The sequence below is a fragment of the Gluconacetobacter sp. genome (assembly GCF_047721585.1).
GTDB lineage: Bacteria > Pseudomonadota > Alphaproteobacteria > Acetobacterales > Acetobacteraceae > Gluconacetobacter > Gluconacetobacter dulcium.
Genome location: NZ_JBDNXE010000078.1, coordinates 1,358 through 19,178, shown reverse-complemented (window position 1 = coordinate 19,178; position 17,821 = coordinate 1,358). Strand labels below are relative to the sequence as shown.

Below are 17,821 nucleotides of genomic sequence, written 5' to 3'. Positions count from 1 at the left end.
TCGACCAGCGCCGCCTTGATCCCGGACGTTCCCGCATCAATGCCGATATACATCGCCCTGCTCCCTGTCGGTGCGCACGGCCCGACAATAGCCCAGCCACGCGCCCTGCCACAAAGGCCGGGAAACACCCTTCCGAATCAGAGAGATCGAAAAACCATTCCCCATACGCGTCAGGGCGCGCCATACCCCATGCCGCCAGACAGGTACGGGCCGCTCGCATGACGACCATGGCCCCTGCCTTCCTGCGCTCCGCACGCCGCCACCAGCAGCAGCAACGCCAGCACCATCATCCGCGCTCCCCACCGCATCTCAGGCCCTTCCCCACATCCGCTCACCACAAAAGGCATGGAACGGGCATGACGGCCATTATGGTCACGCTGCCGGCCACCCTCCGTCAGGACGCATAAAGACCCGTTTCACAGGTCCAACTGTCATGTCGGCGCCGCCACCGGTGCAGGCGCCTCACGGACGGAAGGCAATGTCTCGTCGAGATCGAAGCCAAGCGTACGAAGGCGCGTATCGGCCGCAACCCTGCGTCGGCCAAACCAGAGAATGAGCCCCGTCACCAGCACGCCGATCGTGCCCAGATCGAGGCATACCCAGAGGATCTTCAGCGGCATTCCGCCATAATCGCCGAAATGCAGCGGGCGGGAAATCTCCAACGCCCGCAGATACCATGGCATCGGCACCGCAGCCGTCACCCCGCCCGTGCGCGCATCAACCAGAACGGGCGTGAACAGCCGCCCCGTCAACGGGGTCTTTCCCTTCGTCCAGACGAGATAATGATAGGGCGAACCGAAACGCGAGCCGGGAAAGACGGCGCTCATCACGCGCATGCCCGGCACCGTCTCCTGTACGGCCTGAAACGCCGCATCCAGCGATGTCAGGTCCTGCACGGCCGGCACCGGCCGCCCCTGCCATGGCAGCAGCAGCGTGCGGGCGGTCGAAACCTGCCACATGGCAAAAAGCGGCTGCGACAATTCGTTCATCGCGCCGGTCAGTCCCACCACACCCATCCAGACGGTCAGGACGATCCCCAGCAGGTTATGCAGATCCAGCCACCGCAATCGCGCCGCCCGACCGGTCCTGACGGCACCGAACCGCAGCCGCTTCATGAACGGCCCATAGAGAACCACGCCCGAGACGATCGCCAGCACGAAAAACAGCCCCATAAGGCCCAGGAACAACGTGCCTGCCAGACCGGCGAACAGGTCCTTGTGCAGATGCAGCATCAACGGCAGAAAACCGACGGCCCGCCCGGCAGGCGCCGCGTCATCGCGCAAGATGACACCGGTATGGGCATCGAATTTCAACACATGCCCCGTCGCCGGGTCGCTGTTGTACCGATCCCACGACGGTGCCATCCCAACCAGGATCTGCGGCTCATCGTCATCGACGAAAACGGAGGTCGCCACCTGCCCCGGATAATGCTGGCGGGCCACCGCCAGCACCCTGTCAAGGCTGACACGCGGCGCGTCGGCCGCCACCTGCGCATAGGGTGCCGAATCATCCAGCCAGTCACCGATCTCGTCCTGAAACACGAGCGGCAGACCGGTGAGGCAAATGACCAGCAGGAAAAGCGTGCTGATCAGGCTCGTCCATTTATGAACCGCAAACCAGCGACGAAGCACAGAGGCGCTCATGTTATTCCCTTCTGCCGTAGCGGGACGAATGACCGAAGCGGCACGCACCGTTCACTACCCCACACGCCGGAACAGATTCCAACATTTTACCATCTATATTGCAGAGATCCCATGAAATTTCGCCGCAACCCATAATAGCACCCAAGATTCACACAGGAGGCGATATATCTCCGGTCACCAATATTTGATATATTAAACTGGGCACTCAACCCATGCAGCGACGGAATCCGTGCGCCCAGGTCGTAATGCAGATCCATATCGAACAGCAGCACACCGGGAACATGATACTGGTTCGCGTAATTGGCGAATGAAATGCCCTGGTAACGAAGTCCACCGCCAAACCCGAACCCTTCCAGCCTCCCCTGGCGCACGGTATAGTCCGCCCAGGCCGATGCCGTCTGGCGCGGAATCCCCGGCAGGGCTCCACCCCGATAGCCATTGATCTTACGGGTGATTTTCTGGTCCACATAACCATACGACGCCACGACACGCAGCGACCGACCGATCGCATAATGCGCTTCGACTTCCGCCCCGCGCGAACGGACGGCGCCGGCGGCGATGGCAAAATTGGTATGGACCGGATCGGCCGTCACCACGTTCTGTTCCTTGAGATCGTACAGGGCGAGCGTCAGGAAACCGTCTATTTTCCGCGGCTGGTATTTGATGCCGACTTCCACCTGCTGGCCCCTGGTGGGTGCCAGCGGCGCACCGGTAAAGGTCGTCGCGACCTGCGGCATGAACGAGGTCGAGTAATTCGCGTACGGCGAGATCCCGAACGGCAGCCGATAAATCGCCCCGATGCGTCCGGTCACGGCCCCCTGGGACTGGCGGGTCGTCGTGGATTTCAGCCTGTTGCGGGTCTGTTCATCGAACAGATCGCCCCGCACGCCGCCGATCACGCTCAGATTTTCCCACTTCATTTCCTGCTGGACATAGAACCCGACCTGATCGTTCGTGGTATGGGCGTTGGCGATCGCCGGCACGGTACCCGAAAAGCCGCTATAAACCGGGTGGAAAATATTCAGTTCGGCGGCTTTCAGGTAACCGTACCAGTCCTGCTGGGCTAATGTCGCATGCTGGTAATCGATACCGGCCAGCGTCACATGCCTGACCGGACCCGTCCGATAGTCCGCCTGCAACTGGTTATCGAGCGCGATCGTGTTCAGCGTCTCGCGCGCCATATATCCATCACGCGTGACGTCCTGCAGATTCGGCGCCAAGGCATCGGACGTGACACCGTTATAGTTGGCATCCAGAAACTGGTACCGAAAATTCTGCCGGAATTTCAGCCAGGACAAAAACTGGTGTTCGAACGCATACCCGACGGAAAACTGGTTGCGCCGCAAGCGGTCAAAGCCCGGCTCGCCCAGATAGGTGCTCGTGGCGATACGCCCGTACGGGTTCCGCAGCAAAGTCCCCTTGTAGGGCAACTGGTTGTAGAATCCGCCTTCCGGGTCCGCCTGATAGCTGGCGAGAAACGTTACCGAGGTCGCCGGATCGATCCGCCACCTGATCGACGGGGCGATCAGAAAGCGTCTCAACGTGGTATGGTCGACCTGGGTACCCGTATTACGGAACAGGCCCACAACCCGATAGGCCACCGATCCCGACGCATTCAGCCGGTCGCCGACATCGACCCCGGCCTGAAAACGCCCCCATGATCCGCCCGTCAGCCTGACTTCATGCAGCGGCGTATCGGTCGGGGTCTTGCTTGTCAGGGTCACCAGCCCGCCGGGCGACGCCTGCCCGTACACGACGGAATCCGGTCCCTTGATGACATCGAGCGATTGCAGCGCATAGGCATCGAACTGCGGCGTCGCCCAGGTGCCCGCCTGCAATCGCAGCCCGTCGAGATACTCGTTGGGATTGAACCCGCGCACAAAGATCTGACCGGTCTCGATGCGATTGTCGTCGCCCCCGACTTCCGCCGTGACGCCAGGCATGTAGCGCAGGGCTTCCGGCACCGACTGCGCAGCCTGAAGGTCCATCTGCGTACGATCGACCGAGGAAATGGACTGGGGGTTCTCACCCAGCGCCGTCGGCACCTTGGTTCCGCCGATAACCCGCCTTTCGAGGCCCTGCGCAGCCGGAGCATCGGCTCGATCATAGGGATACAGGCCGGCCTGCACGGGCGCCTTGCCCTGCACCCGCACCGGCCCCAGCATGATCGCAGCACCCTTGTCGTCAGGCGCGACGATGATCGTCCTGCCATCCCGCAGGCGCCACGATAGGCCGCTCCCCGCCAGAAGCCGCGCCAAAGCCTGGCTGACCGTCGATACCCCGGACAAGCCGACAGTCCTTTTTCCGGCGACGGCGGCGGAAGGAAAGAAGATATGCATGCCGCTCTGGTCGGCCGCCCGCGTCAGCGCATGATCCAGGTCGCCTGCCGGAATATCGAACCGCACGCCCTGCTCGGCAATCGTCTGTGCCGCCGCGGCCCTCATCCCCATGACGGACGACATCACCCCGGCCATGAGTACCAGTCGCCGCGCCACCCTTGTTCGAATCATGCGTCCTCACCCTGAAATTGACGCCCTCAGTCCGCCACCCGGCCCGAAACGCGACTACCTCTCAATTTCAAGGACGCTCCCGCCACGCGAGCTTGCAGCGCACCACGGAAAAAAATCGGCCCCAAAAATCGGCCAGAGTGAAAAACAATATGAAAAAACAAAGAGATCAGTGAATGACAAGCAGCCAGGGCAATCGGATGACTCGCACACCGGTCGAGGACGAAAGCGCGGCCAGAAGGGCGTCATTGTCATCCAGGTCGAACACACCGGTCACTTTCAGCGCCCGCAGCGCCGCACCTCTCACCAGCACCCGGCCATGACGATAGCGCTCCAGTTCCGCCGCGACCTGTGCCAGGGGCTGCCGGTTGAAAATCAGCTTTCCACGGGTCCAGGATGTCAGGGTCTCCGCATCCACCGCCTCTGGCGCGCTCAGGATTCCCCCGCCGTAACGCACTTCCTGCCCGGCGGAAATCTGCTGCGCGCGTGCCCCCGCCCTCACCGCGACGCGACCTTCGACGACCGAAACCAGCGTGACCTCTCCGTCGCGCCGCACCCGATAGCGGGTCCCGAGCGCCTCGGCCTCTCCCGCCCCGGAATGGACCACGAACGGGCGCGCCGCATCCCGCGCGACATCGAACAGCGCCTCACCATCATGCAGGACCACGCGCCGCCTCTCCGCCGTAAACGCCACCGACAGCGCCGTCGCCGTATTCAGCCAGACATGCGACCCGTCATCCAGACGCACCAGCCGGCGCTCGCCGACACCTGTATGATAAGTCGCCACCAGGGATGTGACGGACGACACGATGGCCGGCCCAGCCAGCCACGCCACCCCGCTGCCCGCCAGGGCGGCACCAAAGGCGCGCCGGCCGAAGCGGCGCGCCCGCTGCCGATAGGGTGGCGATGCCAGCGCCATGCCCATGGTCCGATAGTCGGTCGCGACCGACGTCCCGCCAATCGCGCCGAACAAGGCTTCCGCCTGGCGCGCCGCATCCTCATGGGCCGGAGACCGCGCGCGCCAGGCGCCATAGGCCCGCCGGTCCTCTCCGGTCGCCCGGCCGGACCGAAGCGTCGTCAGCCATGCGATCGCCTCATCGCTTAGGGCGATGCTGCGCGGCATGCGGCCGGGTGCAGCACCCCGCCCGCTCTCAGCCATGCGGCCCGCATGGCGTCGCGCCGGATGACGGCCATTCCATCGCCCTGCCCCCCTCGATATGTCCGATCCCGAACCGTCTCATAAACCCCAACCCGTCTCATAAACCAAGGACGACCGGGAAAGAGGACAATGACAGTCGGCCGGGCAGAATTATTCGTCACCCCACTCCGCGCGATCCCGACAATGACGAACGGCCTGCATGATATATTTTCCCACCATGCTCTCGCTGACGCCAAGCCGGGCGGCGATCTCGGCATAAGACAATCCGTCCACCCGCAGCATCATCAAGGCCAACCGCGCCTTGACCGGCAATTCCAGCAAGGCCGCATCCAGCCGTGTCAGATGGTCCCGATCGATCGCCAGCCGCTCCTGCGACGGCGCATGATCCACGATGCCCTTATCCGGCTCCTCGTCCGAGAACCACCCGGCGCGGCGCACGGAACGCCGATGCGCATCCAGCACCAGATTCCCGGCCACCCGAAAGATATAGGCCCTGTCGTTTTCGATCGCCTGATCCTGCACCCGCGAAAGGCGAACCCACGTATCCTGCGCCAGATCGGCGGCGTCGTTCATATCCCCGGTACGATGGAAGAGAAAACGCAGCAGGTCCTGATAATGCCGCTGGAAACTGCCGGCCAGGCGCGCCCTTTTTCCCCGCTCTGCCATTCTGATCACCATGACATGCGAACCCGCGCCGCCGCCGCAATGTGGAAGTCGATGTTGAGAACAATTCTCACCATACACTCATACGCGCCTGCCCCACGCACCGCAAGCCGCCCGTTCCATCCACAGACACCCCCAAACTCACCTGTTCATCGGGCACCCATCGCACCGGCACCGACCCGCCCTGGCCTGCCAACCTGATCAAGGCCCGATCAAGCGGGACCGAGGCAACGTCGCAGACCCAGTCTGGACGTGCCGACAGGGTCGCGCCCAGCGTGTGTTGCCAAGCATCGAACCCCAGGAACCGCCTGCGTCATCTGCGCGCGGCTCGTGCTCCGCTCCAGCCGGATAAACGCCCCCCTCGGATGCTGGCATCGTTGCGATCACCTCCGGCAGTTCCGCCAGCAATTCCGCCTCGCTCCGCCCCACGACCGAAGCCCACCACGCCAGCGAAGAGGCGGCCGAGAGCGTCACCCCCATCTGATGCCACATCCCCGGCACGGCATGGCAGAAGGCATGGATCGCCGCCCCACATCCAGCCACAACGTGCCCGAAGCGTCGGACATCTCCTCGATCATCTCGCCGGTCAGCCAATAGCGCAGCCACGCCTTGGGCAGCAGCACATGCCGCGTGGCGCGAAAGACCTCCGGCTCATGCCGCGCCACCCACAGCAGCTTCGGCCCGGTAAAGCCGGGCATGGCGATATTCCCGGTCACCGCCCGACTGTCGGGAAAACGCTGTTCGAACACCGCGCATTCCGCGCTGGCCCGCACATCGTTCCACAGGATGCAGGGCCGCAGCACCCGCCCGTCTCCATCCAGCAGCACCGCCCCATGCTGCTGCCCCGACAGGCCGATCCCCCGCACCGCCGCCACCGCACGCGGATGGCTGTCGCGCAGGGCGTCGATCGCGGCAAGCAGGGCACACCACCAGGCTTCCGGGTCCTGCTCGCTCCAGCCCACATGCGGCGACTGGCTGGTCAGCGGCTCGGTTCGGGTGGCCAGCACACGCTGGTCCTCATCGACCAGCGCCGCCTTGATCCCGGACGTTCCCGCATCAATGCCGATATACATCGCCCTGCTCCCTGTCGGTGCGCACGGCCCGACAATAGCCCAGCCACGCGCCCTGCCACAAAGGCCGGGAAACACCCTTCCGAATCAGAGAGATCGAAAAACCATTCCCCATACGCGTCAGGGCGCGCCATACCCCATGCCGCCAGACAGGTACGGGCCGCTCGCATGACGACCATGGCCCCTGCCTTCCTGCGCTCCGCACGCCGCCACCAGCAGCAGCAACGCCAGCACCATCATCCGCGCTCCCCACCGCATCTCAGGCCCTTCCCCACATCCGCTCACCACAAAAGGCATGGAACGGGCATGACGGCCATTATGGTCACGCTGCCGGCCACCCTCCGTCAGGACGCATAAAGACCCGTTTCACAGGTCCAACTGTCATGTCGGCGCCGCCACCGGTGCAGGCGCCTCACGGACGGAAGGCAATGTCTCGTCGAGATCGAAGCCAAGCGTACGAAGGCGCGTATCGGCCGCAACCCTGCGTCGGCCAAACCAGAGAATGAGCCCCGTCACCAGCACGCCGATCGTGCCCAGATCGAGGCATACCCAGAGGATCTTCAGCGGCATTCCGCCATAATCGCCGAAATGCAGCGGGCGGGAAATCTCCAACGCCCGCAGATACCATGGCATCGGCACCGCAGCCGTCACCCCGCCCGTGCGCGCATCAACCAGAACGGGCGTGAACAGCCGCCCCGTCAACGGGGTCTTTCCCTTCGTCCAGACGAGATAATGATAGGGCGAACCGAAACGCGAGCCGGGAAAGACGGCGCTCATCACGCGCATGCCCGGCACCGTCTCCTGTACGGCCTGAAACGCCGCATCCAGCGATGTCAGGTCCTGCACGGCCGGCACCGGCCGCCCCTGCCATGGCAGCAGCAGCGTGCGGGCGGTCGAAACCTGCCACATGGCAAAAAGCGGCTGCGACAATTCGTTCATCGCGCCGGTCAGTCCCACCACACCCATCCAGACGGTCAGGACGATCCCCAGCAGGTTATGCAGATCCAGCCACCGCAATCGCGCCGCCCGACCGGTCCTGACGGCACCGAACCGCAGCCGCTTCATGAACGGCCCATAGAGAACCACGCCCGAGACGATCGCCAGCACGAAAAACAGCCCCATAAGGCCCAGGAACAACGTGCCTGCCAGACCGGCGAACAGGTCCTTGTGCAGATGCAGCATCAACGGCAGAAAACCGACGGCCCGCCCGGCAGGCGCCGCGTCATCGCGCAAGATGACACCGGTATGGGCATCGAATTTCAACACATGCCCCGTCGCCGGGTCGCTGTTGTACCGATCCCACGACGGTGCCATCCCAACCAGGATCTGCGGCTCATCGTCATCGACGAAAACGGAGGTCGCCACCTGCCCCGGATAATGCTGGCGGGCCACCGCCAGCACCCTGTCAAGGCTGACACGCGGCGCGTCGGCCGCCACCTGCGCATAGGGTGCCGAATCATCCAGCCAGTCACCGATCTCGTCCTGAAACACGAGCGGCAGACCGGTGAGGCAAATGACCAGCAGGAAAAGCGTGCTGATCAGGCTCGTCCATTTATGAACCGCAAACCAGCGACGAAGCACAGAGGCGCTCATGTTATTCCCTTCTGCCGTAGCGGGACGAATGACCGAAGCGGCACGCACCGTTCACTACCCCACACGCCGGAACAGATTCCAACATTTTACCATCTATATTGCAGAGATCCCATGAAATTTCGCCGCAACCCATAATAGCACCCAAGATTCACACAGGAGGCGATATATCTCCGGTCACCAATATTTGATATATTAAACTGGGCACTCAACCCATGCAGCGACGGAATCCGTGCGCCCAGGTCGTAATGCAGATCCATATCGAACAGCAGCACACCGGGAACATGATACTGGTTCGCGTAATTGGCGAATGAAATGCCCTGGTAACGAAGTCCACCGCCAAACCCGAACCCTTCCAGCCTCCCCTGGCGCACGGTATAGTCCGCCCAGGCCGATGCCGTCTGGCGCGGAATCCCCGGCAGGGCTCCACCCCGATAGCCATTGATCTTACGGGTGATTTTCTGGTCCACATAACCATACGACGCCACGACACGCAGCGACCGACCGATCGCATAATGCGCTTCGACTTCCGCCCCGCGCGAACGGACGGCGCCGGCGGCGATGGCAAAATTGGTATGGACCGGATCGGCCGTCACCACGTTCTGTTCCTTGAGATCGTACAGGGCGAGCGTCAGGAAACCGTCTATTTTCCGCGGCTGGTATTTGATGCCGACTTCCACCTGCTGGCCCCTGGTGGGTGCCAGCGGCGCACCGGTAAAGGTCGTCGCGACCTGCGGCATGAACGAGGTCGAGTAATTCGCGTACGGCGAGATCCCGAACGGCAGCCGATAAATCGCCCCGATGCGTCCGGTCACGGCCCCCTGGGACTGGCGGGTCGTCGTGGATTTCAGCCTGTTGCGGGTCTGTTCATCGAACAGATCGCCCCGCACGCCGCCGATCACGCTCAGATTTTCCCACTTCATTTCCTGCTGGACATAGAACCCGACCTGATCGTTCGTGGTATGGGCGTTGGCGATCGCCGGCACGGTACCCGAAAAGCCGCTATAAACCGGGTGGAAAATATTCAGTTCGGCGGCTTTCAGGTAACCGTACCAGTCCTGCTGGGCTAATGTCGCATGCTGGTAATCGATACCGGCCAGCGTCACATGCCTGACCGGACCCGTCCGATAGTCCGCCTGCAACTGGTTATCGAGCGCGATCGTGTTCAGCGTCTCGCGCGCCATATATCCATCACGCGTGACGTCCTGCAGATTCGGCGCCAAGGCATCGGACGTGACACCGTTATAGTTGGCATCCAGAAACTGGTACCGAAAATTCTGCCGGAATTTCAGCCAGGACAAAAACTGGTGTTCGAACGCATACCCGACGGAAAACTGGTTGCGCCGCAAGCGGTCAAAGCCCGGCTCGCCCAGATAGGTGCTCGTGGCGATACGCCCGTACGGGTTCCGCAGCAAAGTCCCCTTGTAGGGCAACTGGTTGTAGAATCCGCCTTCCGGGTCCGCCTGATAGCTGGCGAGAAACGTTACCGAGGTCGCCGGATCGATCCGCCACCTGATCGACGGGGCGATCAGAAAGCGTCTCAACGTGGTATGGTCGACCTGGGTACCCGTATTACGGAACAGGCCCACAACCCGATAGGCCACCGATCCCGACGCATTCAGCCGGTCGCCGACATCGACCCCGGCCTGAAAACGCCCCCATGATCCGCCCGTCAGCCTGACTTCATGCAGCGGCGTATCGGTCGGGGTCTTGCTTGTCAGGGTCACCAGCCCGCCGGGCGACGCCTGCCCGTACACGACGGAATCCGGTCCCTTGATGACATCGAGCGATTGCAGCGCATAGGCATCGAACTGCGGCGTCGCCCAGGTGCCCGCCTGCAATCGCAGCCCGTCGAGATACTCGTTGGGATTGAACCCGCGCACAAAGATCTGACCGGTCTCGATGCGATTGTCGTCGCCCCCGACTTCCGCCGTGACGCCAGGCATGTAGCGCAGGGCTTCCGGCACCGACTGCGCAGCCTGAAGGTCCATCTGCGTACGATCGACCGAGGAAATGGACTGGGGGTTCTCACCCAGCGCCGTCGGCACCTTGGTTCCGCCGATAACCCGCCTTTCGAGGCCCTGCGCAGCCGGAGCATCGGCTCGATCATAGGGATACAGGCCGGCCTGCACGGGCGCCTTGCCCTGCACCCGCACCGGCCCCAGCATGATCGCAGCACCCTTGTCGTCAGGCGCGACGATGATCGTCCTGCCATCCCGCAGGCGCCACGATAGGCCGCTCCCCGCCAGAAGCCGCGCCAAAGCCTGGCTGACCGTCGATACCCCGGACAAGCCGACAGTCCTTTTTCCGGCGACGGCGGCGGAAGGAAAGAAGATATGCATGCCGCTCTGGTCGGCCGCCCGCGTCAGCGCATGATCCAGGTCGCCTGCCGGAATATCGAACCGCACGCCCTGCTCGGCAATCGTCTGTGCCGCCGCGGCCCTCATCCCCATGACGGACGACATCACCCCGGCCATGAGTACCAGTCGCCGCGCCACCCTTGTTCGAATCATGCGTCCTCACCCTGAAATTGACGCCCTCAGTCCGCCACCCGGCCCGAAACGCGACTACCTCTCAATTTCAAGGACGCTCCCGCCACGCGAGCTTGCAGCGCACCACGGAAAAAAATCGGCCCCAAAAATCGGCCAGAGTGAAAAACAATATGAAAAAACAAAGAGATCAGTGAATGACAAGCAGCCAGGGCAATCGGATGACTCGCACACCGGTCGAGGACGAAAGCGCGGCCAGAAGGGCGTCATTGTCATCCAGGTCGAACACACCGGTCACTTTCAGCGCCCGCAGCGCCGCACCTCTCACCAGCACCCGGCCATGACGATAGCGCTCCAGTTCCGCCGCGACCTGTGCCAGGGGCTGCCGGTTGAAAATCAGCTTTCCACGGGTCCAGGATGTCAGGGTCTCCGCATCCACCGCCTCTGGCGCGCTCAGGATTCCCCCGCCGTAACGCACTTCCTGCCCGGCGGAAATCTGCTGCGCGCGTGCCCCCGCCCTCACCGCGACGCGACCTTCGACGACCGAAACCAGCGTGACCTCTCCGTCGCGCCGCACCCGATAGCGGGTCCCGAGCGCCTCGGCCTCTCCCGCCCCGGAATGGACCACGAACGGGCGCGCCGCATCCCGCGCGACATCGAACAGCGCCTCACCATCATGCAGGACCACGCGCCGCCTCTCCGCCGTAAACGCCACCGACAGCGCCGTCGCCGTATTCAGCCAGACATGCGACCCGTCATCCAGACGCACCAGCCGGCGCTCGCCGACACCTGTATGATAAGTCGCCACCAGGGATGTGACGGACGACACGATGGCCGGCCCAGCCAGCCACGCCACCCCGCTGCCCGCCAGGGCGGCACCAAAGGCGCGCCGGCCGAAGCGGCGCGCCCGCTGCCGATAGGGTGGCGATGCCAGCGCCATGCCCATGGTCCGATAGTCGGTCGCGACCGACGTCCCGCCAATCGCGCCGAACAAGGCTTCCGCCTGGCGCGCCGCATCCTCATGGGCCGGAGACCGCGCGCGCCAGGCGCCATAGGCCCGCCGGTCCTCTCCGGTCGCCCGGCCGGACCGAAGCGTCGTCAGCCATGCGATCGCCTCATCGCTTAGGGCGATGCTGCGCGGCATGCGGCCGGGTGCAGCACCCCGCCCGCTCTCAGCCATGCGGCCCGCATGGCGTCGCGCCGGATGACGGCCATTCCATCGCCCTGCCCCCCTCGATATGTCCGATCCCGAACCGTCTCATAAACCCCAACCCGTCTCATAAACCAAGGACGACCGGGAAAGAGGACAATGACAGTCGGCCGGGCAGAATTATTCGTCACCCCACTCCGCGCGATCCCGACAATGACGAACGGCCTGCATGATATATTTTCCCACCATGCTCTCGCTGACGCCAAGCCGGGCGGCGATCTCGGCATAAGACAATCCGTCCACCCGCAGCATCATCAAGGCCAACCGCGCCTTGACCGGCAATTCCAGCAAGGCCGCATCCAGCCGTGTCAGATGGTCCCGATCGATCGCCAGCCGCTCCTGCGACGGCGCATGATCCACGATGCCCTTATCCGGCTCCTCGTCCGAGAACCACCCGGCGCGGCGCACGGAACGCCGATGCGCATCCAGCACCAGATTCCCGGCCACCCGAAAGATATAGGCCCTGTCGTTTTCGATCGCCTGATCCTGCACCCGCGAAAGGCGAACCCACGTATCCTGCGCCAGATCGGCGGCGTCGTTCATATCCCCGGTACGATGGAAGAGAAAACGCAGCAGGTCCTGATAATGCCGCTGGAAACTGCCGGCCAGGCGCGCCCTTTTTCCCCGCTCTGCCATTCTGATCACCATGACATGCGAACCCGCGCCGCCGCCGCAATGTGGAAGTCGATGTTGAGAACAATTCTCACCATACACTCATACGCGCCTGCCCCACGCACCGCAAGCCGCCCGTTCCATCCACAGACACCCCCAAACTCACCTGTTCATCGGGCACCCATCGCACCGGCACCGACCCGCCCTGGCCTGCCAACCTGATCAAGGCCCGATCAAGCGGGACCGAGGCAACGTCGCAGACCCAGTCTGGACGTGCCGACAGGGTCGCGCCCAGCGTGTGTTGCCAAGCATCGAACCCCAGGAACCGCCTGCGTCATCTGCGCGCGGCTCGTGCTCCGCTCCAGCCGGATAAACGCCCCCCTCGGATGCTGGCATCGTTGCGATCACCTCCGGCAGTTCCGCCAGCAATTCCGCCTCGCTCCGCCCCACGACCGAAGCCCACCACGCCAGCGAAGAGGCGGCCGAGAGCGTCACCCCCATCTGATGCCACATCCCCGGCACGGCATGGCAGAAGGCATGGATCGCCGCCCCACATCCAGCCACAACGTGCCCGAAGCGTCGGACATCTCCTCGATCATCTCGCCGGTCAGCCAATAGCGCAGCCACGCCTTGGGCAGCAGCACATGCCGCGTGGCGCGAAAGACCTCCGGCTCATGCCGCGCCACCCACAGCAGCTTCGGCCCGGTAAAGCCGGGCATGGCGATATTCCCGGTCACCGCCCGACTGTCGGGAAAACGCTGCTCGAACAGCCCGCATCCCGCGCTGGCCCGCACATCGTTCCACAGGATGCAGGGCCGCAGCACCCGTCCGCCCCATCCAGCAGCACCGCCGCAACCGCATGCGGATGGCTGTCACGCAGGGTGTCGATCACGGCCAGCAGGGCACACCATCAGGCTTCCGGCGCCTGCTCGCTCCAGCCCGCATGCGGCGACTGGCTGGTCAGCGGCTCGGTTCGGGTGGCCAGCACACTCTGGACCTCATCGACCAGCGCCGCCTTGATCCCGGACGTTCCCGCATCAATGCCGATATACATCGTCCCGCTCCCGGTCAGTGCGCACGGCCCAACGATAGCGCAAGCGCACCCCTCGGCACAAAATCCGGAATCGCCCGTTCAAATCAGAGAGATCAGCAAACCAACCCGCGTCGCCTCACATCCGCGTCACGGCGTGACATACCCCATGCCGCCAGACAGATACGGGCCGCTCGCATGATGGCCATGCCCCCTGCCGTCCCGCCCCACGCATGCTGCCAACATCAGCAGCAGGGCCACCACCATCATCCGCATGCCTGTCCGCATCAGGCCCCGCCCCACATCCGGCGCAGCACGCCATCGCGCAGCACCCGCGCGTGATACAGCGCCGCCGCCACATGCAGGGCCGCCAGGATCACGATTGCCCAGGCCAGCCAGCCATGCGCGCTGCCGAACAGATGATGCGTCGCCTGCGACATCGGCCCGAAAGGCGACCGGATCACGACCCCGAACGCCGTTACCGGCCGACCGCCCGACCACCGGGCCAGATAACCCAGCGCGATCACCGTCCCCAGCAAGAGATACAGCACACCATGCATCGCCCCCGCCGCGCGCGCGTCCAGCCCTCCCCCGGCAGGAAAGCGGATCGCCCGCCCTCCGGTCACCCGCCAGACAATGCGCGTCACGAACAGCGCCGCCAGCAGCACCCCCAGCGACAGATGCGCCGACACGATCGGCCCCCGCATTCCCTGCGGCACCCGATGCATCACTTCCCCCAGCCCGAACTGCGCCACGACCAGCCACGCACACGACCAGTGCAGCCACCGTGTCTCGACACTGTAGCGAACCGGCGCGGCCATCTCTCCAACCGACCCCGGCATCCCCATCCCGTCCATGGCACCACGCTCCCTGTCCGGCCCCACACGCTCCCGGAGGCAGGACGTCATTTCCGGGAACGACCGACAGAAGCATGAACCAGCCGATCCCGTCCATCATGACGAAACCGTCACCTACCCGCCATAATCAGCAACGGCAGCGGTCAACTGTCCCAAATATCGCGTAGGGCCGCGCAACCGCCAGCCGACATTGAAGGTCAGGCTGGCATAGCGGCCGACCGAACTGAGCAGGTCGAGCCCGATACTCGACAGATCGGTCTGGTTTTTTGGCACGCGGCCCGGAACAGGCCGGGCGGCCCCATGGCGCCCAGCCTGTTCCACGCAGAAAACACGCATGAATCACCACTGGCGCACCGGGCCAGGCAGGCTCTCAACCGCCCGCGCGATTCCGGCGCAGCACATCGATCGAAACATTCGCCGCGTCCAGGATATGCTGGCGGGTCAAAGGCCCGATCACCGCCTCATCACGGCACCGGCAGGCTTCCAGCAGCGCCAGATGCTCGGCATCCGTCACCGCCTTCCGCCCCGCGATTTCCAGATGCGCCCGGATATAGCGGTCCACCCGTCGATGCACGCCCTCGATCATTTCCAGCAGCCGGGGCCGCCCCGCCGCCTGATAGATCGCGCCATGAAACGCCCAGTTCAGCGCGCCCGACCGCGCCATCCCCTCCGGCTGCTCGCTGGTCCCGACCACGAAGGCTTCATACGCATCCTCGATCCGCGCCAGATCCACGCGGGTCATGCGCCGCACCGCCTGCACCGCCGCCATTTCCTCCAGCGCGGCGCGGATCTCGGAAAAATCGATGATGTCCTCTTCCGAAAGACCGGTCACCGTGGCGCCCCGATTCTGCTGAAACAGCACCAGCCCCTCGACCTCCAGTTGCTTCAACGCCTCTCGTACCGGAATGGTACTGACCCCAAATCCACTGGCCAACTCCGATTGCGGCAAGGACTGCCCATCGGCCAGTACCCCATCCAGAATCGCTTCGCGCAACGCATTGCTCACCCGCTCCGAGGCCAGGCCGCGCGTTTCCTGCTGCGCACTCATAAAGATGCTCTCTGGCAGCATGGCTGTCCTCCCTGCTTCGCGACCCAACAAATCATATATCATCTTGAGAATCATATACGATATGATACGGGAACGGTATTCCTTTCTTTCCTCCTCGTCCCGGAGGCTGACTGTGCAAGCAGCCTCTTATCATCGGCAAGCGGTCTCATGATATCCCAGTCCACCCCCCTTTCCGTGTCCATACCCCCAACCGCCGCCCTGGGCGGCGCCCTGCCGTCCCGCGACGCGGCCCGCACGCGCATCGCGGCCCATCTGCGCCAGCCCGAGACCGAATGCGTCGCCGCCCTGATCGACAGTGCGACCCTGCCGCCCGATCTGGCAGCCCAGACCAGCGCCACCGCGCGGCGCCTGGCCCGCGCGCTGCGCGACGGCCGCCGCCCTGGCGGGGTCGAGGCACTGGTACAGGAATTCTCGCTGTCCTCGCGAGAAGGCGTGGCCCTGATGTGCCTGGCCGAGGCCCTGCTGCGCATTCCCGACACCGCAACCCGCGACGCACTGATCCGCGACCGCATCGGCACCGGCGACTGGCTGGCGCATGTCGGTCGGGGCCGCTCGCTGTTCGTCAACGCTGCCGCCTGGGGGCTGGTCGTTACCGGCCATCTGGTCACGCCCGAACGCCAGCAGGGCCTGGCAGGGACGCTGACCCGCCTTGTCGCACGCGGCGGCGAACCGCTGATCCGCCGCGCGGTCGATGTCGCGATGCGCATGATGGGCGAGCAATTCGTCTGCGGCGAGACGATCGAATCCGCCCTGCGCACCAGCCAGCCTCGCCACGATCGCGGCTTCCGCTATTCCTTCGACATGCTGGGCGAAGCCGCGCTGACCGAGGCCGACGCCGCCCGCTACTGCCGCGACTACGAAACCGCGATCCACGCCATCGGCCGCGCGGCGCAGACCCAGGGCGGCCGCGACATCTACGACCGCAACGGCCTGTCGATCAAACTCTCGGCCATCCACCCCCGCTACGCCCGCGCCCAGCGCGAGCGCGTGATGGCCGAACTGCTCCCGGTGCTGGTCCGCCTCGCCCGTCTGGCGCGCGGCTACGATATCGGCCTGAACATCGATGCCGAGGAGAGCGAACGACTGGACCTGTCGCTGGACCTGCTCGAAGGCATGTGCCGTCACCCCGACCTCGCGGGCTGGAACGGCATCGGCTTCGTGGTGCAGGCATACGGCAAGCGCGCGCCATCCGTGCTGGACTGGATCATCACCCTGGCACGCGATACCCGCCGCCGCATCATGGTCCGTCTGGTCAAGGGCGCTTACTGGGACAGCGAAATCAAGAAAGCCCAGCTCGACGGCCAGACCGATTTCCCCGTCTACACCCGCAAATCCCATACCGACATCAGCTACATCGCCTGCGCGCGCCTCCTGCTGGGCGCGCCCGACGCGATCTTCCCCCAGTTCGCCACCCACAACGCCCGCACGGTCGCCACCATCCACACCCTGGCCGGCCCCGATTTCCAGCACGGAAAATATGAATTCCAGTGCCTGCACGGCATGGGCGAGGGCCTCTACGACCACGTCGTGGGGGCGAAGAATCTCGACCGTCCCTGCCGCATCTACGCCCCGGTCGGCTCGCACGAGACCCTGCTCGCCTATCTGGTCCGCCGCCTGCTGGAAAATGGGGCCAATTCGTCCTTCGTCAACCAGATCGGCGACAGCGCCATCCCGCTGGACGCCCTGATCGCCGACCCGGTGCAGACGGCACGCGACCTGGCCGCGCAGGGCGGCCTGCCGGTGGGCGCTCCTCACCCCGCCATCGCTCGTCCCCCGGCCCTGTTCGGCACCGGCCGCCGCAATTCCGCCGGCCTCGACCTTGCCGATGAACCGTCCCTGATCACCCTGGCCGACGAAATGGCCTCCGCCCCCCAACACTGGAAGGCCGCCCCCCTCCTGGCAGACGACAGCGCTCCCACCAC

General features: G+C 64.5%; 18 protein-coding genes. 1 reads left to right on the top strand and 17 read right to left on the bottom strand.

The genetic code is table 11. The annotated features are described in order from the left end of the window. Positions 1-170: 170 nt before the first annotated feature. From ABF821_RS13925 to ABF821_RS13845, 17 genes are all read right to left on the bottom strand, one after another. The gene (locus tag ABF821_RS13925) at positions 171-308 is read right to left on the bottom strand and encodes a hypothetical protein (protein ID WP_182974229.1); all 138 of its coding nucleotides are present in this window, start codon (positions 306-308) and stop codon (positions 171-173) included. 123 nt (positions 309-431) lie between these two features. Continuing rightward, a complete protein-coding gene (locus ABF821_RS13920) occupies positions 432-1,643 on the bottom strand; it encodes a PepSY-associated TM helix domain-containing protein (protein ID WP_415530422.1) in 1,212 nt (403 codons plus the stop codon). An 86-nt stretch (positions 1,644-1,729) separates the two neighbouring features. Then, entirely contained in the window at positions 1,730-4,153 is a 2,424-nt protein-coding gene (locus ABF821_RS13915) for a TonB-dependent siderophore receptor (protein ID WP_415530420.1), read from the bottom strand. Between the two features lie 166 nt (positions 4,154-4,319). Next, complete coding sequence (locus ABF821_RS13910) at positions 4,320-5,309, bottom strand: FecR family protein (RefSeq protein ID WP_415530419.1); 990 nt, start codon at positions 5,307-5,309, stop codon at positions 4,320-4,322. 150 nt (positions 5,310-5,459) lie between these two features. After that, positions 5,460-5,987 (bottom strand): RNA polymerase sigma factor, encoded by a 528-nt coding sequence (locus ABF821_RS13905; protein WP_415530418.1) that lies wholly within the window; start codon positions 5,985-5,987, stop codon positions 5,460-5,462. 455 nt (positions 5,988-6,442) lie between these two features. Continuing rightward, a complete protein-coding gene (locus ABF821_RS13900; protein WP_415530424.1) occupies positions 6,443-7,045 on the bottom strand; it encodes an FGGY family carbohydrate kinase in 603 nt (200 codons plus the stop codon). Positions 7,046-7,162: 117 nt separating this feature from the next. Then, positions 7,163-7,300 carry a hypothetical protein gene (locus tag ABF821_RS13895; protein ID WP_182974229.1) on the bottom strand — a complete coding sequence of 46 codons (138 nt, stop codon included), beginning with the start codon at positions 7,298-7,300 and terminating at the stop codon, positions 7,163-7,165. Between the two features lie 123 nt (positions 7,301-7,423). After that, positions 7,424-8,635 carry a PepSY-associated TM helix domain-containing protein gene (locus ABF821_RS13890; RefSeq protein ID WP_415530422.1) on the bottom strand — a complete coding sequence of 404 codons (1,212 nt, stop codon included), beginning with the start codon at positions 8,633-8,635 and terminating at the stop codon, positions 7,424-7,426. An 86-nt stretch (positions 8,636-8,721) separates the two neighbouring features. Next, positions 8,722-11,145 carry a TonB-dependent siderophore receptor gene (locus ABF821_RS13885; RefSeq protein ID WP_415530420.1) on the bottom strand — a complete coding sequence of 808 codons (2,424 nt, stop codon included), beginning with the start codon at positions 11,143-11,145 and terminating at the stop codon, positions 8,722-8,724. A 166-nt stretch (positions 11,146-11,311) separates the two neighbouring features. Continuing rightward, entirely contained in the window at positions 11,312-12,301 is a 990-nt protein-coding gene (locus ABF821_RS13880) for a FecR family protein (RefSeq protein WP_415530419.1), read from the bottom strand. Between the two features lie 150 nt (positions 12,302-12,451). Then, positions 12,452-12,979, bottom strand: a complete 528-nt coding sequence (locus tag ABF821_RS13875; protein WP_415530418.1) for an RNA polymerase sigma factor — start codon at positions 12,977-12,979, stop codon at positions 12,452-12,454. A gap of 455 nt (positions 12,980-13,434) precedes the next feature. Continuing rightward, on the bottom strand, positions 13,435-13,767 hold the full coding sequence (locus ABF821_RS13870; protein WP_415530417.1) for an FGGY family carbohydrate kinase: 333 nt from the start codon (positions 13,765-13,767) through the stop codon (positions 13,435-13,437). An 86-nt stretch (positions 13,768-13,853) separates the two neighbouring features. Next, positions 13,854-13,997, bottom strand: a complete 144-nt coding sequence (locus ABF821_RS13865) for an FGGY family carbohydrate kinase (RefSeq protein ID WP_415530416.1) — start codon at positions 13,995-13,997, stop codon at positions 13,854-13,856. Between the two features lie 126 nt (positions 13,998-14,123). Continuing rightward, positions 14,124-14,261 carry a hypothetical protein gene (locus tag ABF821_RS13860; RefSeq protein WP_415530415.1) on the bottom strand — a complete coding sequence of 46 codons (138 nt, stop codon included), beginning with the start codon at positions 14,259-14,261 and terminating at the stop codon, positions 14,124-14,126. Beyond that, complete coding sequence (locus ABF821_RS13855; protein WP_415530414.1) at positions 14,261-14,830, bottom strand: cytochrome b; 570 nt, start codon at positions 14,828-14,830, stop codon at positions 14,261-14,263. Before ABF821_RS13855 ends, ABF821_RS13860 begins: the two co-directional genes overlap by 1 nt. Positions 14,831-14,944: 114 nt before the next feature. Continuing rightward, entirely contained in the window at positions 14,945-15,166 is a 222-nt protein-coding gene (locus tag ABF821_RS13850; RefSeq protein ID WP_415530413.1) for a hypothetical protein, read from the bottom strand. Positions 15,167-15,200: 34 nt separating this feature from the next. Next, a complete protein-coding gene (locus ABF821_RS13845) occupies positions 15,201-15,899 on the bottom strand; it encodes a GntR family transcriptional regulator (protein WP_415530411.1) in 699 nt (232 codons plus the stop codon). A gap of 147 nt (positions 15,900-16,046) precedes the next feature. Between ABF821_RS13845 and ABF821_RS13840 the strand changes: the two genes are divergently transcribed. Then, a partial coding sequence (locus ABF821_RS13840) for a proline dehydrogenase family protein (protein WP_415530410.1) occupies positions 16,047-17,821 on the top strand: 1,775 nt, incomplete at its 3' end.